This is a genomic window from Sphingomonas sp. 67-41, assembly GCF_001899725.1.
In the GTDB taxonomy this organism is placed as follows: domain Bacteria; phylum Pseudomonadota; class Alphaproteobacteria; order Sphingomonadales; family Sphingomonadaceae; genus Sphingomonas; species Sphingomonas leidyi.
The window spans coordinates 112,765-134,885 of sequence record NZ_MKWJ01000023.1 but is presented as its reverse complement, the minus strand read 5'-3'; the positions used below and the strand labels follow the sequence as shown (position 1 = coordinate 134,885).

At 67.5% G+C, this 22,121-nt stretch carries 22 protein-coding genes; 16 read left to right on the top strand and 6 right to left on the bottom strand.

Annotated elements, in window-relative coordinates; all coding sequences use genetic code 11:
- Positions 1-58: 58 nt before the first annotated feature.
- From ffh to BGP17_RS17170, 10 genes are all read left to right on the top strand, one after another.
- Positions 59-1,561, top strand: a complete 1,503-nt coding sequence (ffh, locus tag BGP17_RS17215; protein ID WP_167298393.1) for a signal recognition particle protein — start codon at positions 59-61, stop codon at positions 1,559-1,561.
- Positions 1,562-1,649: 88 nt separating this feature from the next.
- Positions 1,650-2,201 (top strand): 30S ribosomal protein S16, encoded by a 552-nt coding sequence (rpsP, locus tag BGP17_RS17210; RefSeq protein ID WP_380926197.1) that lies wholly within the window; start codon positions 1,650-1,652, stop codon positions 2,199-2,201.
- Positions 2,202-2,204: 3 nt separating this feature from the next.
- Positions 2,205-2,696: a ribosome maturation factor RimM gene (gene rimM, locus BGP17_RS17205; protein ID WP_286712866.1), complete on the top strand. Its 492-nt coding sequence runs from the start codon at positions 2,205-2,207 to the stop codon at positions 2,694-2,696.
- Positions 2,693-3,418 carry a metallophosphoesterase family protein gene (locus BGP17_RS17200; protein ID WP_243857117.1) on the top strand — a complete coding sequence of 242 codons (726 nt, stop codon included), beginning with the start codon at positions 2,693-2,695 and terminating at the stop codon, positions 3,416-3,418. The genes rimM and BGP17_RS17200 overlap by 4 nt, the downstream gene beginning before the upstream one ends.
- A gap of 88 nt (positions 3,419-3,506) precedes the next feature.
- Entirely contained in the window at positions 3,507-5,024 is a 1,518-nt protein-coding gene (locus BGP17_RS17195) for a serine hydrolase domain-containing protein (RefSeq protein WP_286712865.1), read from the top strand.
- Between the two features lie 59 nt (positions 5,025-5,083).
- Positions 5,084-5,662, top strand: a complete 579-nt coding sequence (locus tag BGP17_RS17190) for a glycine-rich domain-containing protein (protein WP_286712864.1) — start codon at positions 5,084-5,086, stop codon at positions 5,660-5,662.
- Positions 5,663-5,667: 5 nt separating this feature from the next.
- On the top strand, positions 5,668-6,510 hold the full coding sequence (locus tag BGP17_RS17185; RefSeq protein WP_286712863.1) for a TIGR04222 domain-containing membrane protein: 843 nt from the start codon (positions 5,668-5,670) through the stop codon (positions 6,508-6,510).
- A 218-nt stretch (positions 6,511-6,728) separates the two neighbouring features.
- Entirely contained in the window at positions 6,729-7,478 is a 750-nt protein-coding gene (trmD, locus tag BGP17_RS17180) for a tRNA (guanosine(37)-N1)-methyltransferase TrmD (RefSeq protein ID WP_167298400.1), read from the top strand.
- Positions 7,475-7,861, top strand: coding sequence for a 50S ribosomal protein L19 (rplS, locus tag BGP17_RS17175; protein ID WP_167298401.1), 387 nt, complete (start codon positions 7,475-7,477; stop codon positions 7,859-7,861). Before trmD ends, rplS begins: the two co-directional genes overlap by 4 nt.
- A 181-nt stretch (positions 7,862-8,042) precedes the next feature.
- Positions 8,043-9,581 (top strand): hypothetical protein, encoded by a 1,539-nt coding sequence (locus BGP17_RS17170; RefSeq protein ID WP_286712862.1) that lies wholly within the window; start codon positions 8,043-8,045, stop codon positions 9,579-9,581.
- Between the two features lie 21 nt (positions 9,582-9,602).
- Here the strand turns inward: BGP17_RS17170 and BGP17_RS17165 are convergent, their stop codons facing one another.
- Positions 9,603-10,055, bottom strand: coding sequence for a ferritin-like domain-containing protein (locus BGP17_RS17165; RefSeq protein ID WP_286712861.1), 453 nt, complete (start codon positions 10,053-10,055; stop codon positions 9,603-9,605).
- An 85-nt stretch (positions 10,056-10,140) separates the two neighbouring features.
- A complete protein-coding gene (locus BGP17_RS17160; protein ID WP_167298404.1) occupies positions 10,141-10,518 on the bottom strand; it encodes a VOC family protein in 378 nt (125 codons plus the stop codon).
- Between the two features lie 78 nt (positions 10,519-10,596).
- Here BGP17_RS17160 and soxR point away from each other — a divergent pair, with 78 nt between their 5' ends.
- From soxR to BGP17_RS17145, 3 genes are all read left to right on the top strand, one after another.
- Entirely contained in the window at positions 10,597-11,064 is a 468-nt protein-coding gene (gene soxR / locus BGP17_RS17155) for a redox-sensitive transcriptional activator SoxR (RefSeq protein WP_286712860.1), read from the top strand.
- 157 nt (positions 11,065-11,221) lie between these two features.
- Complete coding sequence (locus tag BGP17_RS17150) at positions 11,222-12,082, top strand: OmpA family protein (protein WP_286712859.1); 861 nt, start codon at positions 11,222-11,224, stop codon at positions 12,080-12,082.
- A 427-nt stretch (positions 12,083-12,509) separates the two neighbouring features.
- Positions 12,510-14,732 carry a S9 family peptidase gene (locus tag BGP17_RS17145; protein WP_380926198.1) on the top strand — a complete coding sequence of 741 codons (2,223 nt, stop codon included), beginning with the start codon at positions 12,510-12,512 and terminating at the stop codon, positions 14,730-14,732.
- A 70-nt stretch (positions 14,733-14,802) separates the two neighbouring features.
- Here BGP17_RS17145 and BGP17_RS17140 read toward each other — a convergent pair whose 3' ends face one another.
- Both BGP17_RS17140 and BGP17_RS17135 read right to left on the bottom strand, forming a co-directional pair.
- Entirely contained in the window at positions 14,803-15,021 is a 219-nt protein-coding gene (locus BGP17_RS17140; protein WP_286712858.1) for a hypothetical protein, read from the bottom strand.
- 24 nt (positions 15,022-15,045) lie between these two features.
- Positions 15,046-16,488 (bottom strand): patatin-like phospholipase family protein, encoded by a 1,443-nt coding sequence (locus tag BGP17_RS17135; protein ID WP_286712857.1) that lies wholly within the window; start codon positions 16,486-16,488, stop codon positions 15,046-15,048.
- 161 nt (positions 16,489-16,649) lie between these two features.
- On the opposite strand from BGP17_RS17135, the gene BGP17_RS17130 reads away from it, so the two are divergent.
- A complete protein-coding gene (locus BGP17_RS17130) occupies positions 16,650-17,678 on the top strand; it encodes an aspartate-semialdehyde dehydrogenase (protein WP_286712856.1) in 1,029 nt (342 codons plus the stop codon).
- 1 nt (position 17,679) lies between these two features.
- On the top strand, positions 17,680-18,117 hold the full coding sequence (locus tag BGP17_RS17125; RefSeq protein ID WP_286712854.1) for a GFA family protein: 438 nt from the start codon (positions 17,680-17,682) through the stop codon (positions 18,115-18,117).
- Between the two features lie 305 nt (positions 18,118-18,422).
- Here BGP17_RS17125 and BGP17_RS17120 read toward each other — a convergent pair whose 3' ends face one another.
- The gene (locus tag BGP17_RS17120; protein WP_167298413.1) at positions 18,423-19,073 is read right to left on the bottom strand and encodes a hypothetical protein; all 651 of its coding nucleotides are present in this window, start codon (positions 19,071-19,073) and stop codon (positions 18,423-18,425) included.
- 142 nt (positions 19,074-19,215) lie between these two features.
- On the opposite strand from BGP17_RS17120, the gene BGP17_RS17115 reads away from it, so the two are divergent.
- Positions 19,216-20,577, top strand: a complete 1,362-nt coding sequence (locus tag BGP17_RS17115; protein WP_286712853.1) for a DUF418 domain-containing protein — start codon at positions 19,216-19,218, stop codon at positions 20,575-20,577.
- Here the strand turns inward: BGP17_RS17115 and BGP17_RS17110 are convergent.
- Positions 20,501-22,120, bottom strand: coding sequence for a DHA2 family efflux MFS transporter permease subunit (locus tag BGP17_RS17110; RefSeq protein WP_167298414.1), 1,620 nt, complete (start codon positions 22,118-22,120; stop codon positions 20,501-20,503). The genes BGP17_RS17115 and BGP17_RS17110 overlap by 77 nt on opposite strands.
- Position 22,121 lies beyond the last annotated feature (1 nt).

The following is a 22,121-nucleotide window of genomic DNA, read 5'->3' as shown; positions in this document are numbered from 1 at the left end:
TCCGCCGGCGTGTTTTGCGTTTTGACGGGCCATGGTCGGATTTGGAGTTTTTTGGTCGATGTTCGAAAGTCTGAGCGAACGGCTGGGTGGCGTATTCGAGCGCCTGCGTGGTCGTGGCGCGCTGACCGAGGCCGATGTCCGCACCGCCATGCGCGAAGTGCGGATCGCCCTGCTGGAGGCCGATGTCGCGCTTCCGGTGGCGCGCGACTTCGTCGAGAAGGTGACCGAGAAGGCCATTGGCCACGAGGTGCTGCGCTCGGTCACGCCGGGCCAGCAAGTGGTGAAGATCGTCCACGACGCGCTCGTGGACATGCTGGGTCCGGACACGGCCGAGCTTTCGATCGACGTGACGCCGCCGGCCGTGATCATGCTTGTCGGCCTCCAGGGCTCGGGCAAGACGACCACCACTGCCAAGCTCTCGCGCCTGCTCAAGAGCCAGGGCAAGAAGGTGATGATGGCGTCGCTGGACGTGAATCGTCCCGCCGCGCAGGAGCAGCTCGCCGTGCTCGGCACCCAGACCGAGGTGCAGACGCTGCCGATCGTCGCCGGCCAGCAGCCGGTGGAGATCGCCAGGCGCGCGCTGAATGCCGCCAGGCTTCAGGGCTATGACGTCCTGATGCTCGACACCGCCGGCCGCCTGCACGTCGACCAGGCGCTGATGGACGAGATGAAGGCGGTGGCGGACATCGCCCGGCCGAACGAGATCCTGCTCGTCGTCGACTCGCTTACCGGCCAGGACGCGGTGAATGTCGCGACCAGCTTCTCCGAGCAGGTGCCGCTCACCGGCGTGATCCTCACCCGCATGGACGGCGATGCGCGCGGCGGCGCGGCGCTGTCGATGCGCGCGGTCACCGGCAAGCCGATCAAGTTCGCCGGCATGGGCGAGAAGCTCGATGCGCTCGAGCCCTTCCATCCCAAGCGTGTCGCCGGCCGTATCCTGGGCATGGGCGACGTCGTCAGCCTGGTCGAGAAGGCGGCGGCGGCGATCCAGGAGGAAGACGCCGAGAAGATGGCGGCGCGGCTGGCCAAGGGCCAGTTCGACATGAACGACCTGCGCGGCCAGCTTGCCCAGATGCGCCGCATGGGCGGCCTGGGCGCGCTCGCCGGCATGATGCCGGGCATGAAGAAGGCGCAGGCGGCGGTCGACCAGGTCGGCGGCGACAAGGTGCTGATCCGCATGGACGCGATGATCACCTCGATGACGCCGAAGGAGCGCGCCAAGCCCGACCTGATCAACGCCAAGCGCAAGATCCGCATCGCCAAGGGCTCGGGAACGACCGTGCAGGACGTCAACAAGCTGCTGAAGATGCACCTCGAGATGCAGACCGCGATGAAGCGGCTGAAGAAGATGGGCGGGCTCAAGGGCCTGATGGGCATGCTCGGCAAGGGCGGTCCGGGCGGCGGCATGGGCGGCGTCGGCAACGCGCTGGGCGGCGCCGGCCTGGGCGACATGATGGGCAAGCTGGACGGCCCCGGTGGCGCCGGCGGGCTTCCCGGTCTCGGCGGCCCCGGCGCCCCGCAGCTCCCGCCCGGTTTCGAGAATTTTCTGAAGAAGAAGTGATCCCCCGCCCAGCCGTCAGGCGGCGGGGCAACAACCAGACCAGACCCGGTGCATGCCGGGCTGACGAATACGAAGAAGGAAGATTGTAATGGCTATTTCCCTGCGTCTGTCGCGCGGCGGCTCGAAGAAGCGTCCGTACTATCGCATCGTCGTTGCCGATGCCCGCTCGCCCCGCGACGGCAAGTTCATCGAGAAGATCGGCACCTACAACCCGCTCCTCGCCAAGGACGATGCCAAGCGCGTCGTGCTCGACAATGATCGCGCCACCTACTGGCTGGGCGTCGGCGCGCAGCCGACCGACCGCGTCGCCCGTTTCCTCGACGCCGCCGGCCTCAAGGAGCGCACCGCCAAGAACAACCCGAACAAGGGCAAGCCGGGCGAGAAGGCCGTCGAGCGTGCCGAGGAGCGTGCCGAGAAGCTGAAGGCCGCCGAGGAAGCCGCCGCCGAGGCGAAGGCCGAGGCCGCCGCCGCTGCCGCCGCGCCGGCTCCGGCCGCCGAGGAAGCCCCGGCCGAGGGCTCGAACGAGGAAACCGAGGCTGTGATGGCCGCCGAAGTCGAAGCGGCGACCGAAGAGCCGACGGCGGAAGCCGAGCAGGTCGCCGAGGCGACCGCCGAAGAGACCCCGCCGGCCGAGGCGTAAGCCTTGTCCAGCGATCAGCCCGTTACGCTCGCCGTCGTGATCGGCGCGCACGGCGTGACGGGCGAGGTCCGCCTGAAGGTCTTCGCCGAGGACCTGTCGACGCACCGCCGGTTCAATGGCGGTGCGCTGACGCTGAAATCGGTGCGCGGCGGGCCGAACGGCACGATCGCGCGCTTCGCCGAAGTGGCCGACCGCAATGCGGCCGAGGCCCTGCGCGGGACCGAACTCAGCGTCCCGCGCTCGGCGCTGCCCTCGCTCGGCGAGGGCGAATATTATCATGTCGACCTGTTGGGTCTCCCCGCCGTCTCCGATGAGGGCGCGGCGCTGGGCAAGGTCGTGGCGATCGACAATTTCGGTGCGGGCGACGTGCTCGAGATCGAGCGGCCGGCTGACGAAAGCGGCAAGGCCAAGCGCTTCATGGTGCCGATGATCCCCGCCGCCGTGCCCGAATGGGATGCCGAACGGCTGGTGGTGAGCGCCGCCTTCGTCGAATGACGCGCATCGCGGTCCTTTCCGACATCCACGGCAATCTTCCGGCCCTGATCGCAGTCGTCGCCGATGCCCGGGCGCGGGGCTGCACCCGCTTCGTCAACCTGGGCGACATCCTCTCGGGCCCGCTCTGGCCGGCCGAGACCGCCGCCTGGCTGATGGCGCGCGACTGGCCGACCATCGCGGGCAATCACGAGCGGCAGGTACTCACCGATCCACCGGCGCGGATGAACGCCTCCGATGGCTTTGCCAATGCCGTGCTGGGTCCGGAGGCGCTGGCCTGGCTGGCGGGCCTGCCGGCGACGCTGGCGCTGGAGGACATGTTCCTGTGCCATGGTACGCCAGACAGCGACGTCGCGCCGCTCACCGAGACGCTGGCGGGCGCGAGCCTGCGCGCCGCGAGCGAGGCCGAGCTTGCCGAGCGGCTGGCGGGGCGCGGGGAGGGGCGCATCCTGTGCGGCCACACCCATGTTCCGCGCCTGCTGACGCTCCCCGGCGGGCGCCGCGTGCTCAATCCCGGCAGCGTCGGGCTCCAGGCCTATGACGACGATCATCCCCGGCCCTATCGGGTCGAGAATGGCGATCCGCTTGCCCGCTATGCGGTGATCGACGGGGAGGAGATCGGGCTCCATGCCGTCGCCTATGACCATCGCGCCGCTGCGCGAAAGGCGGAGGCGGAAGGGCGCCCGGACTGGGCGATCGCGCTGGCCACGGGGCGGATGCGCTGATGGCCTGGTTCATATCCGAGGCATGGTTCGGCTGGCGCGCCCGCTAGGGGCCGGTTATCCTCCCCGCGAACATCGGGGGATATGCGCAATGAACTGGCACCGTACCGCGCTCGCCGTGGCGCTCTGCTGCCCGGCCATGCCGGCCGTCGCGCAGACGACGGAAGCGGCGCTCCAATCGCAGTTCGAGGCGATCGACCGCCAATTCGAGACCTTCCAGCGCGATACGCCTGTGCCGGGCCTGGTTTACGGCATCGTCGCGGAGGGGCGTCTCGTCCATGTCCGCGGCGTCGGCGTGCAGGATCTGGCCGAGAAGCGCCCGGTCACGGCCGACACGCTGTTCCGCATCGCCTCGATGACCAAGGCCTTCACTGCGCTGTCGATCCTGTCGCTTCGCGATGCCGGCAAGCTCTCGCTCGACGATTTCGCCGAGAAATACGTCCCCGAAATGCGCGGCTGGAAATATCCGACGACGGACAGCCCCCATATCCGGATCCGGGACCTGCTCTCCCATGTGGCCGGCTTCGTCACCGATGACCCCTGGGGAGATCGCCAGACGCCGATGCCCGAGGCCGAGTTCGCGAAGCTGCTCCGGGCCGGCGTTCCCTTCAGCCGCGTGCCCGAGACCGAGCACGAATATTCGAACTTCGGCTATGCGCTGCTCGGGCGGATCGTCGCCAAGGCGTCGGGCATGCCCTATCGCACCTATGTCGAGCGCACGATCCTCGCGCCGCTGGGCATGGGTTCGAGCGGATTCGAAGTGTCCGAATGGCCGATCGCGCGCCGCGCCATCGGCTATCGCTTCGAGGATGGCGTCTGGCGCGAGGAGCCGACCATGCGCGACGGCGCCTTCGGCCCGATGGGCGGGCTGCAGGTGAGCGCCAACGACTATGGCAAGTGGATCGCCTTCCTGCTCTCCGCATGGCCGCCTCGCGACGGGCCGGACACGGGGCCGGTCAAGCGCGCCACGGTGCGCGAACTGGCGCAGGGGCTGAACTTCGTGCGGGCCACTCCGCGCATGGGCGGCACGGCCAAGGACGGCTGCACGCAGGCCGCCGCCTATGGCAAGGGCCTGCGCGTGTCGCAGGACTGCCAGCTCGGGCTGATGCTCCATCATGGCGGCGGCTATCCCGGCTATGGCTCGCACATGCTCCTGCTGCCCGGGGCGGGCGTGGGCATCTTCGTCTTCACCAACCGCACCTATACCGGTGCCGCGGGCACGGCCTGGGATGCGATGTTCGCGCTCGACAAGGCCGGTGCGCTCCAGTTCGCCGAGCCGCCGGCGACTCCGGAACTGGTTGCGGCCCAGCAGACCGCGCGGGCCATCTATGCGGCGGGCGACGTCTCCGTCGCGGGTTCCGCCCTCGCGATGAATTTCCTGATGGATCGCTCGGCCGAGGGGTGGCGCGGCGATCTGGCGGCCCTGCGCGCGCAGCTTGGGGCGTGCACGGGCAAGGTCGAGCCGCTCTTCCCGAGCGGCGCGCTCTCCGTCGCCTTTCGCTGGCACTGCGACAAGGGGCTGCTCGACGGCACGGTGCTGCTGGCCCCGACTCGTCCGGCGACCATCCAGGCATTGCGCTTCCGGCCGAAACCCGCCGCCAAGCCTTGAGCGAGCGAGGCGATCCGGGGGCTTGACATTTTAAACCTACTGAGTTAGTGGGAATTTAGATGAGCAAGGCCCCCGGTCTGTCTCGAACCCCCACCGGCCACCCGGTCTGGATGGCGCTTTCCCATTACACCATCGGTCCCGAGGATGCGGAGCTGAGCTTCGCGGCGCGGCTGGCGCGCGAGAATGGCTGGACCGGCGCCGAGGCCGAGCGCGTGATCGAGGAGTATAGGCGCTTCTGCTTCCTCGCGGTGACGGCCGATCATCCCGTCACGCCCTCGGACCAGGTCGACCAGGCCTGGCACCTGCACCTCACCTATACCCGCGACTATTGGGAGCGCTTCTGCCCCCAGGTGCTCGGCCGCGCGCTCCATCACGGGCCCACGGCCGGCGGGCGAACGGAGGGGCATCGCTATTTCACCCAATATGCCGAGACGCTGCGCAGCTACGAGCGCGTCTTCGGCGCGCCGCCCGCGGATCTGTGGCCCGACGCGGGGCGGCGGCTTCTGGAGGACCACAAGGCGCGCCGCGTGCATCCGCGCGACGCATTCATCGTGCCCCGGAGGCCATTCCGGATCGCGCTGCCGATCTTGTTCGCGGTGCTCTCCGTCCTGGTCCTGGGGTATCTGCTGAGGAGCTAGGACTTATGTCGCTCGGACCCTTCGATCTTACCGGCGGGCCGTTTCTCATCCTCTATGGCGGGCTGCTGATCCTCACGATCATCGCCGGCTTCACCATTCCGCGCTGGCTCAGGCCCGAAGGCCGCACGCCGCGCCGCATCGATACCGAAGATCTCGCCTGGCTGGCGGGCGGCGGCACCCGCCTTGCCGAAACCGTCGCCGCCCGCCTGCTCGCCACCCGGCAGCTGGCGATGGCGGGCAAGAACAAGTTCACGCCCAGCCAGCTCGGCGGAGGCACCCCGGTGGAACGCAGCGTGCTCGCGCTGCCCGACGGGGCAAGTTGGGACCGGGTCGCCGGCGCAGTGGGCAGGCATGGCGAGCGCATCCGCGAACGGCTGATAGATGCCGGGCTGCTGATGGACGGGTGGAATGCGCTGCAGATGCGCTTCTTCCAGACGCTGCCCTATGTCCTGCTCCTTGGCTTCGGCTATGCCAAGCTGCTGATCGGCGAGGCGCGGGAGAAGCCGGTCGGCTATCTCACCGCGCTGCTGGTGGTCACCGGGATCCTCGCGCTGATCCGCTTCGCCGCGCTCGACCGGCGGACCCGCGCAGGACAGGAGGCGCTCGCCGAGGCGCGTGCGCGGAGCGAAAGGCTTCGCCGGGCTCCTGCCGGCGGCGAGACCGATCTCGCGGTGGCCCTGTTCGGTACCGTGGTGCTGGTCGGCTCGGACTGGGGCGGCTTCCACCAGATGCGCGCTACAAGCTCGGGCAGCGATGGCGGGAGCGGCGGCAGCGGTTGCGGTAGCGGCGGAGGGGGCTGCGGCGGCGGTGGCTGCGGCGGCGGTGGCTGCGGCGGTTGCGGGAGCTAGCGACCGCGCAGGATGGAGGCCGGGCGATCCGCGGGATCGTCCGGCCTCTTCATGTCAGGGCAGGGAGGCGCCCGACCTGACGTCGATCACCTTGTCGCCCCGATAGGCGAGCACGCCGTCGATCGGCATCCCCCGATCGATCGCTGCAGGCGGGAGCCGCGTCGATGATGTCGCAATCCGCCCCTTGCCAATCGCGTTCCCGGGGGGGAAAGGCTCCCATGCCCTTCGTCGCCACCATCCTCACGCTCTACCCGGAGATGTTTCCCGGTCCGCTCGGCATCTCGCTCGCGGGCAGGGGGCTGCGCGAGGGGCTGTGGAGCATGGAGGCCGTCCAGATCCGCGACTTCGCGACCGACAGGCATCGCTCGGTCGACGACACGCCGGCCGGCGGCGGAGCGGGGATGGTGATGCGCGCCGACGTGATCGCCGCCGCGCTCGACAGCGTCGTGCCGGGCCAGGGGCCCGCGCGCCCGATCCTCGCGATGACGCCCCGCGGCAAGCCGCTGACGCAGGATCGGGTCCGCGCGCTGGCCGACGGCCCCGGCGCGGTGATCCTGTGCGGCCGGTTCGAGGGGATCGACGAGCGATTGTTCGAGGCGCGCGACATCGAGCAGGTCTCGATCGGCGACTATATCCTCTCGGGCGGCGAGATGGCGGCGCTCACGCTTCTCGACGCTTGCATTCGCCTCATTCCCGGAGTAATGGGCGCGCCTTCCAGCGGCATGGACGAGAGCTTCGAAACGGGGCTGCTCGAATATCCGCAATATACCCGACCTGTCGAATGGGAAGGGCGCACGATCCCCGAAGTGCTGCGATCGGGGGATCATGCGAAGATCGAGGCCTGGCGACGCGCCCGTGCCGAGAGCGATACACGGCTACGGAGGCCGGACCTTTGGGAGCGCCACGAGGGCGCTCGGGTCCAACCTCCCTCTGGCGCGCGGCGACGAAAACAGGACGATGTGAAATGAACCTGATCCAGACGCTCGAAGCCGAGCAGATCGCCAAGTTCAACGCGGCGAAGAAGATTCCGGAGTTTCGCCCGGGCGACACCCTCAAGGTCGGCGTGAAGGTCGTCGAAGGCGAGCGCACCCGCGTGCAGAACTATGAGGGCGTGTGCATCGCCCGCTCGAACAAGGGCATGGGTTCCTCGTTCACTGTCCGCAAGATTTCCTTCGGCGAGGGCGTCGAGCGCGTCTTCCCGCTCTATTCGCCGAACATCGACAGCATCGAAGTGGTCCGCCGCGGTGTCGTGCGTCGCGCGAAGCTCTATTATCTGCGTGGCCGCACCGGCAAGTCGGCGCGTATCGCCGAGCGTCGCGAGGTCCGCACCGAGGCAGTTGCCGCCGAATAAGCCCGGCTGCATTCGAACGAGCGCGGGGCGCGGAGGCAGACGGCTTCCGCGCCCCGCTTCGTTTGTGCGCCATCGCGAGCTTCGTCGAGCCGGGCGGCGGGTTCGTCGCAGCACCGATTGAGACTCGGTCCCGGGCCGGGAACCATGCTTCCGAAGCCATGCCGGCATTTGGGGACGATCGATGCAATCCCGGTTCCGTATCGCCATGCTGGTGTTCCTGCTGTTGCTCGGCCTCCTCCAGGCATTGCCGGCCGCCGCGCAGCGATCGCGGAGCCTGCCGCTCGGGGAGCGCAGGAATCCCGAGGCGAATGTCGAAAATTGGTTCATTCAGCTCGAAGAATATCAGCGCTACCCGCAGGTAGCGCGCGATCTGCGTTGCCAGGCTCTGCTCGAAGAGATCGCCTGGATGTATTTCGGCACCGAGAACCTGCCGAGCATGCGCATTCAGGGCGTGGACACGCTCAAATGGGGCGCGCTGAAGCCCCGGATCTCCGCCGAGGAGGAGCGGTTGAGCGCCGCGCTTCGCAATGCCGCGCTGGCGCCGGCCGATCGCGCCTGGAACGCCGCGAAGCAATGGCCGGCATCTTCCTACAAGAACTATCTGAAACTCTACAACGGAGTCCGATATCACGCCGGACTTCATCTGGCCGGGGGACGAGGCGCGCAGGCGCTGAACGCCCGTTCGTCCCAATGCCTGGCCGATCCCGCCGCGGCTCCGCTCGCACAACAGGTCCAGGCCTTGCTGGCCAAGCCGATCCGCGGCCTTCCCACGATGGCGGGAGTGAGCTTCATGCAGGGGCTGCCGATGCGCCTGCCGGGCTATCTCTATCAGCCCGAAGGATATCGGTACATCGTCTGCGCATCGCTCGTCGAAAGCATCGCCAATCAGCGTTTCGGCCATGTGCCGGGCGCCGGCGAGCCCACCCCGCAGGGTTGGGAAACCGGCGCTACGGCGCGTCTGTCGTCGCAAGCGGCGGCGTTCCGCAGCCTGCACGTTCGCACCGCCCGGGCAATCCATCAGGCGGGGATGGGCGCCGTCGGCGCCGTCACTCCCGCGGACAGGCAGGCATGGCAGCAGAGCTACAGCTTTGCGGCGGTTCGAGTCTCGGGGTTGGCGCAGAAGGGCGTGGCCGAGGAGAAGTTGCGCGATCCGGCGATGGGGTGCTCCGGCTTTGCCGGCGTGAAGGAGATACTCGCCCCTGCCGCCTCGGCCACGATAGCGAGCGGTCCGGTCGGGATACGCTCCTGGCCCGATCGCCGCGTCGGCTATCTGGCCGATGACGCGGCGTTTCGCCCGATGTTCTGTTCGGCGCTCGTCCATGCCGCCTATAATTGGCGCGTCGTCGAGAAGGACTGGTTCCGGGCCCCGGCCGGGAAGCAGAGCCACTGGTCCCGCGCCGCGGGCTTCCCGGAGCCGGAGCCCGCATCCCCGGCCGAGTTGCAGATGCGCCAGGCCGTGCGCAAGGCGATACAGGCGTTGTACGAGGCGGGGCAGGTGGATGCGGAGGCGAAGCGCTGGGGCAATGGTCCGAACGCAGCCTACAGCGTCTATGGCGGGGACTATAACCTGTTGTTGAACAACGCGCAGAGCATCGTGCAGGCGCGCAAGGCGGTGGCGGCGTTCAACGAGCCGCGCCTTGCCTGTGCCAGCTTGCCCCAACTCGCGCCGGTGCTGGCGGCGGTGCGGCAGCGGCTGGCGGCGGAGGACGGACGCCGCTAGTCGTCGCCGCGGCCCGGCGCGTCAGCCCGCCGCCTGGAGCAGGTCCCGCAGCTTCTTCGCCGTATCGTGCCCCTTGAGCACCGATGCATAGCATTCCCGAACTACGCCGAGCGCGCCCGTCGACATCCGCTCGTCGTGCAGCACGCGATCGAACTCTTCCTTCAGATAATCCTCGCCGCGCTCGATTTCGCTCAGGATCGCTTCGTCGCCGCCACCCAGCACTCGGCGCAGATCCTCCACGCGGCGATGGATGGTCGCGGCGGTCGAGCCATATTCCGCCGGCGTGCCGCCCAGCTCACGGCTCTTGGCCGAGAGCGCGTCGATCACGCGGCGGCGTTCGTCGGCCATATCGTCGAAAAAGGCGCGGAAGCGGCCGGCATCGGCGTGCCTGGCCGAATGTTCGTAGCCGCGCACGCTGTCGATGGTGGTGACGATCAGGTCGTCCAGCTTGGACACGTCGTGATTGGTGGACATGCGGGTTCTCCCTGCGATCGGAATTCGCTGGAAGAACCCGGCACGGCCGCGGCAGGTTGCCGAAAATTGATGGTTAGTCAGATATTCAGGCGTAGCTGACGATCTCGAATTCGGTCCCGTCATGGTCGAGGAAATAGAAGCGCCGGCCGGGATCGTAATCGGCATGGTTGAACGGGATCAGCCCGGCCGCGACGACGCGGCGCTCGATCTCGTCGAGATCGTCGACCAGGATGCCGACATGATTGAGCGGACGGCCCTTCTCGAAGGTTGCCTGATCGGGCGTCTCGGGCGGAGTGTAGACCGCGAGATAGGTGCGATCGTCGCCGACATGGATGGTACGGCCGCCGTCGCGCGCCGGGCCTTCCCAGCGGATGTGCCAGTCGAACAGGTCGCCGAGCAGCTTCGCCGCGCGCTCGGGGCTGCGCACCGTCACGTTCACATGCTCGATATAGGGTTGGGACATGGATTTCCTTTCCGGTTGGATGCCATGTCGCGAGCAGCTACAACCTCAACCTAAGTTCAGGTCAAGCAGGAAATCGACGTGCGCGGGAACGAGCTTCTGACGATCGGCGAACTGGCGGCGCGCACGGGCATCGCGGTCTCGGCCGTACGCTTCTACGAAGGGAAGGGGATCGTGCATCCGATCCGCACGCGCGGCAATCAGCGCAGGTTCCTGCGTTCGGACATCCGCCGCATCTCCTTCGCACTGATCGCCCAGCAATTGGGCCTCACCTTGCCGCAGATCGCGGACGAGCTGCGCAAGCTGCCCGAGGGGCGCACGCCCACAAGCGAGGATTGGGCACGGATCAGCAGCGCCATCCGCCGACGGATCGAGGTGCAGATGGCCCAGCTCCAGCGCACGCTCGACGATCTCGACGGTTGCATCGGCTGCGGTTGCCTGAGCCTCCGGAAGTGCGCGCTCTACAATCCGGATGACCGCGCCGCGCTGAACGGCGCCGGTCCGCGTTTCATCCTCGTCTCGCGCAAGGTGGCGCTGGGCCTGGACTAAGGCACGGTTCTCGCGAGCCTCCGCCATCGGCTCGTCGCACGGCGCGCTCGAACCGTCCGCTCGGCGAGCGGGCGTTCCGGGCCTGTTCATCTGCCGGACAGCTTTACCGGAACACGCAAGGCGCGCCGGTGGGGGGCAATTTGAAGGAGGTTGCTCAATGCGTGTCATTTCCAAAAAGCAGGGGGTTCGCTTCCTGGCTGCCATGCTGGCCGTATCTGCGTCGGGCGGCGCATATGCGCAGCAGCAGAGCGCGCCCGATCCCAATATCGTCGTGAACGGTCCTGCCCCGTCCGCGATGACCGAAGGGCCCGAAATCAAGGGCGTCATCACCGCGCGCACCGGCGACAGGATGAAGGTCACGAGCGCCGATGGCGCAAGCACGACGATCGCCATCACCGACATGACGCGGGTCAAGGCGGGAGGCGGTCTGTTCGGTGGCAGCAAGCTCGCCCCGAACGCGCTGCTCAACGGACTGCCGGTCACCGTCAAGACGATGCAGGCGGACGGCGTGCTGGTGGCGAGCCAGATCAGCCTTCGGAAGAACGACCTCAGGACCGCGACGATGATCCAGAGCGGAACGTCGCAGCGCTTCGAGGAGCAGGCGGCGGCTACCGAGGCCCTGCGCGGCCGCATGGCCGATATCGACAAGTACAACGTCAAGAGCACGACGAACGTGCACTTCGATGTCGGCAAGACGGAAATTTCTCCTCAGGACAAGGCCGAGCTCTGCACCGCCGCGAATTCGGCCGGGCAGACGGAGAATGCCCTGTTGCTGGTGGTCGGCTATACGGATTCGACCGGAAGCGACGACTTCAACCAGGAACTCAGCGAAAAGCGTGCCGGCCGCGTCATCAACTATCTGCAGCAGGTCTGCGGATGGAAGCCGTACCGCATGCTGACTCCGACCGGCATGGCCAAGGCTGATCCGGCGGCGAGCAACGACACGCCCGAAGGCAAGGCGCAGAACCGCCGCGTTGCAGTGAACGTCCTGGTCAGCAAGAGCGTCGACGGCCTGTAAGCTGCGGGAGCCGGGAGCGGCAATGTCGCTCCCGGCTCCATGCATGCCTCCGCAAGCGGCGGTGGCGTCCGGCAAGGGGGATCGTCGCGGAAGCTCGGAAAGCCGATATCCGGGCGACGGACCCTCACGCTGCCGGATGCGGGAAAGCGCCTCCTTCAGGACCAGGTCCTCCGCGGCGACGGAGGTTGCGTTCGCATGGCTATGCCTGTTGATCAGCGCTCGCACCTGTCCGTGGAAGCGAGGTTCGCCACGCGGCTGGACGAGGGGAAGGCCCTGTTCGTTCGGCACGAAATGCGAATGAAATGGAAACATTGTCGCGTGATTTTATTGCCGGAGCGCGCAAGATTCGTGAAGTGTGGCGCACCCGCCGGGGCTTTACCGCGCCGCGTTCCCCCGCAATAACGCTGCCCCAAGGAGAATGGGGTTTATGCGGAAATGGCTGGTCGGGCTTGCGATGCTGGGAACGCCGCTGATGGCGAATGACGCCTTGGCGCAGACGAAGGGGCTCACGCTCGAGCGCGTCTTCGCCAGCCCCGATCTGAACGGACCGCAGCCCCGCGCCGCCAAGCTTTCGCCCGACGGCAAGTTCCTGACGCTTCTGCGCAACCGTGCCGACGAGAAGGAACGGTTCGACCTGTGGGCGATGGACACGCGCACCGGCGAGTGGCGGATGCTCGTCGATTCGAAGAAGGTCGGCACCGGCGCCGCGCTTTCCGAGGCCGAGAAGATGCAGCGCGAGCGCGCGCGCATCGGCGGCAGCAAGGGCATCGTCGCCTATGACTGGGCGCCCGACGGCAAGTCGGTGCTCGTGCCGCTGGAAGGCGAGCTCTATCGCGCCGGAATCGACGGCACCATCGCGAAGCTGCCCGCCAAGGCCGGGCCCAAGCTCAATGCCGAGGTCAGCCCCGCGGGCGGCTATGTCTCCTGGGTGCAGGACCAGAATCTGGTGGTGCTGGGCGCGGCCGGGGGCGAGCCGCGCGCCATCACCGACGACGGCCGGGGCACCGTCCATTGGGGCGAGGCCGAGTTCGTCGCGCAGGAGGAAATGGCGCGGTTCAACGGCTATTGGTGGTCGCCGGACGACAAATATGTCGCGGTCGAGCGCTTCGACGAGGCGCCGGTGGGCATCGTCACCCGCGCCGCGATCGGCGCCGAGGGCACGCAGCTCTTCCAGCAGCGCTATCCCAAGGCCGGCACGCCCAATGCGAAGGTCGCGCTCTATGTCATGGACCCGCAGGGCGGGCACAAGGTGGCCGTGGATCTCGGTGCCGATGCCGATATCTATCTCGCCCGGGTCGACTGGTCGCAGGACGGCAGGACGCTCTACGTCCAGCGCCAGAACCGCGAGCAGACCGTGCTCGACCTGCTCCAGGTCGATCCCGCCACCGGCAAGTCGATCCTGCTGTTCAGCGAGAAGGCGCGCGCCAGGAGCTGGGTGAACCTCTCCAAGGCGCTCACGCCGCTCGGCGACGGCAGCCTGCTCTGGTGGTCCGAGCGCGACGGCCATGGCCATCTCTACCGCTTCGCCAAGGGCAAGTTCGCCCAGATCACCAAGGGCGATTGGGAAGTGACTCCCGATATTGTCGGCGTCGACGAGGCCAGGGGGCGCGTCTTCTTCCTCGGCAACAAGGACGGGGTGCTCGAGCGGCACCTCTATTCGGCCGACTATCGCAAGGGCCGGGCGGTGACGCGCCTCACCGAGGCCGGCTGGTGGAACGAGGCGGTGATGGACCTTTCGGGCACCCACGCGATCGTCAAGCGCTCGAACCCGAGCCAGCCCGCCCAGACCTATCTCGCCGATGCCTCCGGCAAGCGCATCGCCTGGGTGAACGAGAATGCGGTCACCGCCGCGGATCACCCCTACAACGCCTATCTCGCCGGCCATCGCGAGCGCAGCTTCGGCACGATCAAGGCGGCGGACGGCTCGGTGCTGCACTGGGAGATGATCACGCCGAAGCTGGAGCCGGGGAAGAAATATCCGGTGTTCTTCCAGCATTATGGCGGCCCGCATGCGCAGCAGGTGAGCAAGGCCTGGGGCGGCGCGCTCCAGCAATATCTCGTCTCGCGCGGCTATATCTGGTTCCAGCTCGACAATCGCGGCTCGGCCAATCGCGGCGTCGATTTCGAGAGCCAGATCTGGCACGCGATGGGCTCGGTCGAGGTCGAGGACCAGGTGGCGGGTGCCAATTATCTGAAGTCGCTGGACTATGTCGATCCGAACAAGGTCGTCACCTATGGCTGGTCCTATGGCGGCTACATGACGCTCAAGCTGCTGGAGAAGGCGCCGGGCGTGTTCGCCGCGGGCGTGGCCGGCGCGCCGGTGACCAAGTGGGAACTGTACGACACCCATTATACCGAACGCTACATGGGCGATCCGAACAAGGTGCCCGAGGCATACAAGGCGTCGGACAATATCGGCGAAGCGGCGAAGATCGCCGACCCGATGCTGCTGATCCACGGCATGGCCGACGACAATGTCGTGTTCGAGAACAGCACCGCGCTGGCGGCGACGCTGCAAAGGGCGGAAGTGCCGTTCGAGATGATGTTCTACCCGGGCCACACCCACAAGGTCGGCGGCCCCGGCATCAGCGTGCACCTGTGGAACACGATCCTCGACTTCCTCGACCGGAAGACGGGAGCGAAGCGCTAGCTCGGGATCGGGCGAGCGCCCGAGTTCCCGAATGGCCGGGCGAGGAGATCGCCCGGCCCCGGCCCGGCGCCTAGGGGCGATAATCGACGATGACGAAGTCCCCGAGGTCGGTGCGCTTGTACATCATCTCGAAACTGTCGTCGCGATCGTCCACGGGCCAATTCTCGCGCACGAACTTGGCGGTATCTTCCAGAAGCTGCGCCATTTCGCGGGATCTCACGCCCCTGACGCTCACCCGGTGCGCGCCCCATTTCGCTGCACCCATCTCATCGTCGCTCGTATCGGTCATGCGCATTTCCTCCTGTGCTGAACGTCAGAATCTTCCCACTGCGCCCGGCATCGTCCCGTCGGGCCGCCGGCACACTGCCCGCGTCTCGGTGCCGTCATAATGGCACAAGTCGATCCACGGTTCGCCGCCCGTCGCGCGGTTGCGGCCATAGTCCATCATGCAGCGCATGAAGCCGGGGACGAACATCGCCCCGCGCGCCGCTTCCTTGAGCGGCCCGCATTTGATGCCGCGGTCATAGGTCGGCGTATAGTTGCGATAGCCGTCGGCGCTGACGAACCAGACCCCGCCTCCCGGCCGGCCGAGCCGCAGCGCCGCGATCGAGCCGATCTCCAGCTGGTTGACCATGATCGCCTCGCTCCGCTGCACCGCGCGTAGCGCGTCGGCATGCGTGTCGATGTCGGCGGGATGGCCGGGCAGGACCGCCTGGTCGGGCGGTAGCCAGGTGGGGCCGTTGCGGATCACATAGATATCGCCCGCCGCCTGCGATGCCGCCTCGGGCTGGCGGTCCAGCAGCCGCGCGCGCTCCCTGCGGACCAGCTCGCTCGCCAGCCGCTGCGCGTCCGCCACCGAGGCGAGGAACACCGATTGGCGGACGCCGCCGTCATAATAGGTTTTCCCGTCGACCCGCACCTGCTGGTAGAAGGCCGGCACCGCCGCCGAGGCGAGCGCCGCGCCGGCCAGGCATTGCGTGGCGCGGGCGAGGTCCGCCGCGCCGTCGCCATAGGGAGCCAGCAGCTCCTGCACGTCGACATAGCCGAACTCGCCCGAATTCGCTTCGATCAACCCGAGCAGCACCTTGCGACCCTTGGCGTCGCGCAGCGTCCTGACGATACACAGGCCCGCCCGGCCGGCGGGCGATGCCGGATCGTAGATCGCCGGGCAGATGCGTTGCTCGAAACGGCGTCGCAGCGGCTTCAGATTGGCCAGCGCGCCATTGATCGCGGCCATGGCCTGCCAGCGCTCGCGATCGATGATGTCGCTTTCCCGGGCCGGCGAATAGGCGTCGGCCAGCGCCTGGCGGATCGCCGCGCCTTCGCCGTCCTGCCGGTCGAGCCCGGCGCCCACGAACAGCGCCTGGAGCGCGCCGGTGCTCACGCCGGTTACCACGGCGAAATCGGGGAATTGGCGGTTCTCGACCAGCTGGTTCATCAGCCCCACGCCGAATGCGCCCCATTGGCCGCCGCCCGAGAGCAGCAGCAACGGCCGCTCGGGGCTGGGACGGGCGGCGAGGAAGGCGGGATCGCCGCGCAGCCGCGCGATTTCGGCCGCGGCGAGCCGGTTGGCGAGGTCGCGCTCGGCGGGGGGCAGCGTTTCCAGGTCGAGCGCGCGGATCTGGCGCTCGAGCGGGGTCAGCTCGATCGGATGGACGAAGGCGGCGAAATCGGCGCAATCGAGCTTGAGCGCGCCCTTGGCCGCGCAGCCGGCCAGGCTCAGCCCCAACAGCAGGATCGTCAGAATGCGGCCCATCATCCCCCCTTCATTCTTCCGCTACGCGTAACAAAATTGCGTGAAACCTGTCTCTGGCGAAATCGCCCAAAGCGGAGCCATGCCGTGAAACAAGCAGCCCTTGCTTGCGCACCTGCACCGATAGGCGTAGCGCGGCCCCAGTTTCCACCCTGGAGTATGTGATGGGCTACCGTGTCGTCGTCGCAGGCGCCACCGGCAATGTCGGGCGCGAAATGTTGAACATCCTGGCCGAGCGGGAATTCCCGATCGACGATCTGGCGGTGCTCGCCTCGTCGCGCTCGACCGGCGATATTATCGACTTCGGCGAGACCGGCAAAACCTACAAAGTCCAGAACATCGAGCATTTCGATCCGGCGGGCTGGGACATCGCCCTGTTCGCGATCGGCTCGGAAGGCTCGAAGCTCTACGCGCCCAAGTTCGCCGCCGCCGGCTGCACGGTGATCGACAATGCGTCGCTCTATCGCATGGATCCGGAGGTGCCGCTGATCGTGCCCGAAGTGAATCCGGAAGCGATCGACGGCTATACCAAGCGCAATATCATCGCCAATCCGAACTGCTCGACCGCGCAGATGGTGGTGGCGCTGAAGCCGCTGCACGATGCCGCGAAGATCAAGCGCGTCGTCGTCGCGACCTATCAGTCGGTCTCCGGCGCGGGCAAGGCGGGCATGGACGAGCTGTTCGAGCAGAGCCGCAACATCTTCGTCGGCGACCAGGCCGAGCCGAAGAAGTTCACCAAGCAGATCGCGTTCAACGTGATCCCGCACATCGACAGCTTCCTGGAAGACGGCTCGACCAAGGAAGAGTGGAAGATGGTGGTCGAGACCAAGAAAATCCTCGACCCGAAGATCAAGGTCACCGCCACCTGCGTGCGCGTGCCGGTGTTCGTCGGCCATTCGGAAGCGATCAACATCGAGTTCGAGGACGAGATCTCGGCCCAGCAGGCGAAGAACATCCTGCGCGAGGCGCCGGGGGTGATGCTCGTCGACAAGCATGAGGATGGCGGGTACGTCACGCCGATCGAGTGCGTCGGCGAATATGCCACCTTCATCAGCCGGGTGCGCGAGGATTCGACGGTCGAGAACGGCCTGTCGCTCTGGTGCGTGTCGGACAATCTGCGCAAGGGCGCCGCGCTGAACGCAGTGCAGATCGCCGAGCTGCTGGGCCGCCGCCATCTGAAGAAGGCGGCCTGACGTGATCGCGGGCGGCTGCCGCTGCGGCGCCGTCCGCTACACGCTGGCGATGGACGATCTGCCGACCGTCTATTGCTGCCATTGCCTGAAATGCCAGAGCTGGGCGGGCAGCGCCTTCACCCAGCAGGCGCCGGTGCGCGCCGAGGCGCTCGCCGTCGAGGGGCAGGTGGCGGAGTACAGCTTCGCCAATCCCAGCGGATCGGTGTCGCACCAGCGCATCTGCGGCACCTGCCACACGCGCATCTACAACACCAACAGCGCCTGGCCGGGCATCGCGATGCTGCGTGCCGGCACGCTCGATCGCAGCAACGAGCTGGTTCCGCGCGCGCATATCTGGGCAAAGCGCAAGCAGCCCTGGATCGCCATCGCCGCCGACGTGCCGCAATGGCCCGAAAGCGCGCCGATGGCGGAGTTCGTGGCGCTGCTGTTCCCGCGCTAGGGTCAGGACCCGATCAAGGCCTTGATTTCGTTCGTCATCCCCGCCCCTTCCGTCGTCATCCCCGCCTGCGCGGGGATGACGAAAGAAATCGAGGTCTTGATCAAGGTCTAGGGCGGATCGACATTTGGGCGCGCGATGAGAGCCGGGCCGCCCTTCTGGCTCCCCGGCGAAGGCCGGGGCCCAGTTGCGACATCGTTCGAGGGGTTCGCGTATCTCGATAGCATCCCGATACGGGGCCCCGGCCTTCGCCGGGGAGCCGCCTGGGACCGCCAGTCTCGTACATGTCGATTGGCCCTAACCCTAGCTCAGCTGTCGCAGCTATAGTCGGGCGGGTAGATCGAGCGGCCGAGATCCTTGCGGACGCGCCGGGCCAGGCCGGTGGCCTCGCGATTGCCGAGCTTCTCGGCATGGGTCAGCACCTCCGTGAGCGGGCCCGAGCAGCCACCGACCGAATTCAGCATCGCCACCATCCGCGAAGCGCGCACCGGCCCGTCGCCCGCGTTCTGGTGCGCCGGGGGAAACCAGCCGAGCCCGGCATATTTGCGCTGGCGATCTTCCCGGCTGTAGGAGGAGTCATCGACCGGATCGATCACTTGCGTGCCGAGCAGGATCATGCCCGCGGCGGCGGCCATGCTGCCGATCCGGGAGGGGCCCTTGGAGATCCGGTCGGGATCGGGCATCGCATAATAGCTGAGCAGCAGCGCGGCGACTGCGCGGGCGCTCTGGATGTCTTCCACCAGGGTCAGCGCGTCGGGATCCACTTCGATCCGGTCTGCCCGCGCGCGGGCGAAGGCGCCGCGCTCCTCGGCGGGAATGGTGGCGAGCGTGAATTCGGCGCCCTTGGCGGTCAGTTCGTGCAGCGCGACGTCGAGCTGCTCGATCGGGGCGGGGCGCGGCGGGGCGGCGGCGCCCAGCGCGAGCGCGGCGGAAACCATGGCGAGCAGCTTGATCCGCATGTGCATTCCCCTCTTCCCATTGCCCGATCATAGCCGGGATCGGTGCCTTGGGCGAGACGTTGCGGCGAAGCGCAAACCGTAGCGCGAACGGCGTCTTTACCGGGAATTGACTGATCCGCGCTAGAAGGAAGGCCTCTTACGGGTGGGCCGCGTGGTGGTGGAAACGAGCAATGCCGGATTGGCGCCCGTGCGCGGCAAGGCGCGCATCGACGTGCTCGACATGCTGCGCGGGCTGGCGATCCTCGGCATCTTCTACATCAACGTGCCCTATATGGCGGCGAGCGTCTGGACCTTCTCGGCCGACGTCCGGCTGATCGGCTGGACGCCGGCGGATCGCGACGCATGGGTGGCGGTGAACCTGTTCTTCGCGGGCACGCAGCGCTGCCTGCTCGAATTCCTGTTCGGCGCCGGCATGATGGTGCTGGCCCGCAAGGCGATGGCGCCCGACGGGCCGGTGGCGGTCGCCGACCTCTATTACCGGCGCAACCTGTGGCTGCTCGCTTTCGGCCTGTTCGACGTGTTCGTGCTGCTCTGGCCCGGCGACATCCTGCACATCTATGCGCTCGCCGCGCTGTTCCTGTTTCCGTTCCGCACCTTGGGTCCGAAGACGCTGGTCGCGCTGGGGCTGGGCTGGGCGGTGCTCACCGGGCTCGGCATCCCCGAATATGGCGCGCGCGAATATGCCGCGCGGACGGAACTCGTGCAGCAGGTGGAGCGGGGCGAGCCCGCCGCGCTCGCCGAATGGCGCAAGCTCTCCGTCCATGTCCCCGATCCCGTGCGCGTCGCCCGCGAGCAGGCCGCGCATCAGGGCGGCTGGCTGCCCTATGCGAAGAATGCGTGGAGCTATTGGAGCTATCTCGCCGACGAATGGCTGCTCTGGGACGTGTTCGAGGCGTTCTGCACGATGCTGATCGGCGTCGCGCTGTGGAAATGGGGCGTTATCCAAGGGCTCAGGAGCGCGCGCTTCTATCTGTGGCTGCTGGTCGCCGGCTACGGCTTCGGCCTCACCGCCCGCGCGATCGGGCTGGCGGAGACGCTGAGCTTCGCGCCGGGCCCGCGGAGCCTGTGGGTCACCGGCGAGTTCGCGCGCATCGCGATCGGGCTCGGCCATCTCGCGCTGGTCAACCTGCTGGTGAAGAGCCGCGCCGGCGCCGCCGCGCTGGGCGTGTTCAAGGCGCCCGGCCGCATGGCCTTCTCGCTCTATTTCCTCCAGCAGATCGTGGGGATGTACATCCTGTTCGCGCCCTGGGGCCTGCTGCCCTGGGGCCGATATGGCTGGGCGGAATCGGCGCTGATCTCGACGGTCGGCATCGTCCTGCTGGTCGCCTTCGCCAATCTCTGGATGCGCCATTTCGTCAGCGGTCCGCTCGAATGGGCCTGGCGCAGCCTCGCCTATGTGCGGTGGCAGCCGATGTTGCGGGCGGAGCCTAGTGCCCCGCCGCAGCCGGATCGTTCTCCACTTTCCCGCCCGGCTTCTGGAGCAGCACCACCAGCGGCACGCTGACCGCGGTGACGATCGCCATCAGCCAGAAATCGTTGAGATAGGCGATCATCGCCGCCTGCCGGTTCACTTCGGCGTCGATCAGCCCGGTGATCATCGCGCCCTGCTGGCCCATGCCCTGCACCAGCGAACCCAGGCCGTTCATCGTCGTCGCGGTGACGTGCTCGCCCAGATATTGGTGGCTGCGCTGGATGTTCTGCGCGAGAATCGCGCTCACGGCCGATATGCCCACCGACGCGCCGATGTTGCGGGTCAGGTTGAGCAGGCTCGATCCCTCGGTGCGGAAATGCGGGGGCAGGCCGGCAAAGGCGAGGCCGTTCAGCGGCATGAACACCAGGCCCAGGCCCAGGCCCTGGACGAAGCCGGAGACGATGAAGGGCGTGCTGCCCATCTCGAGCGTCCAGCCCGACATTTCCCACAGCGAAAGGGCCGCGATGGTGAGGCCGATCCCTACCGACCAGCGCGGATCGAGCCAGCCGCGCTGGATCAGCTGCGCGCCGACGAACATGGTGATCACCACGCCGAAGCCGCGCGGCATCAGCAGCATGCCGGTCTGGAACACCGAATAGCCGTAGAGATTCTGCAGCATCGGCGGCAGCAGCGCCATCGTCGCCATCATCACCAGGCCGATCACCAGCATGAAGAAGATGCCGGTCACCAGGTTGCGATGCCTCCACAGCTCGCGCTCGAACATCGGGTTCTTCGCGGTGAACAGGTGGACGGCGAACATCCACAGCGCGATCACGGCGACGAGCATCTCGATCCAGATCTCGGTAGAGGAGAACCAGTCCTGGTCCTGCCCGCGATCGAGCATCAGCTGGAGCGAGGCGATGCCCAGCGAGAGCAGGGTGAAGCCGAAGATGTCGAACGAGCGCCTGCGGATCGGGCGCGAGGGCAGCAGCCACCACAGGATGGCGAAGCAGACGACGCCGACGGGCAGGTTCACGTAGAACACCCAGCGCCAGTTGAAATTGTCGGTAAGATAGCCGCCGATCAGCGGGCCCATGATCGGGCCGACCATGATGCCCATGCCCCAGATCGACATCGCCTTGGGCTGGTCCTTCGGCGCGTTGATGTCGAGCATCACCGTCTGGCTCAGCGGATTGAGGAACGCCGCGGTGATCCCCTGGAGGATGCGGAAGGCGACCATCTCCTCCAGCGTCTGCGCCGCGCCGCACATGGCGGAGGCGATGACGAAGCCGACGGTGGCGATCAGGAACAGGTTGCGCGAGCCGATCCGATCGGAGAGCCAGCCGGTGATCGGGATCGCGATGGCCGAGGCGACGATGTAGCTGGTCAGCACCCAGTTGATCGTGTCGCGGGTGGCGCCGAGCGAGGCCTGCATGTGCGGGATGGCGACATTGGCGATCGTCGTGTCGAGGATCTGCATGATCGTCGCCATCATCACGCCGAGCGTGAGCAGGCCCTTGTACCTTACGGGGAGGGCGGCCCCGCCACCGCCCGGAGGGGCGGCTTGCGGGCGGGGAGGCGTGGGGGGAGACGCCTCACCCGCCCTGGTGGCGCGGCCGGGGGCTGCCGTCGCCATT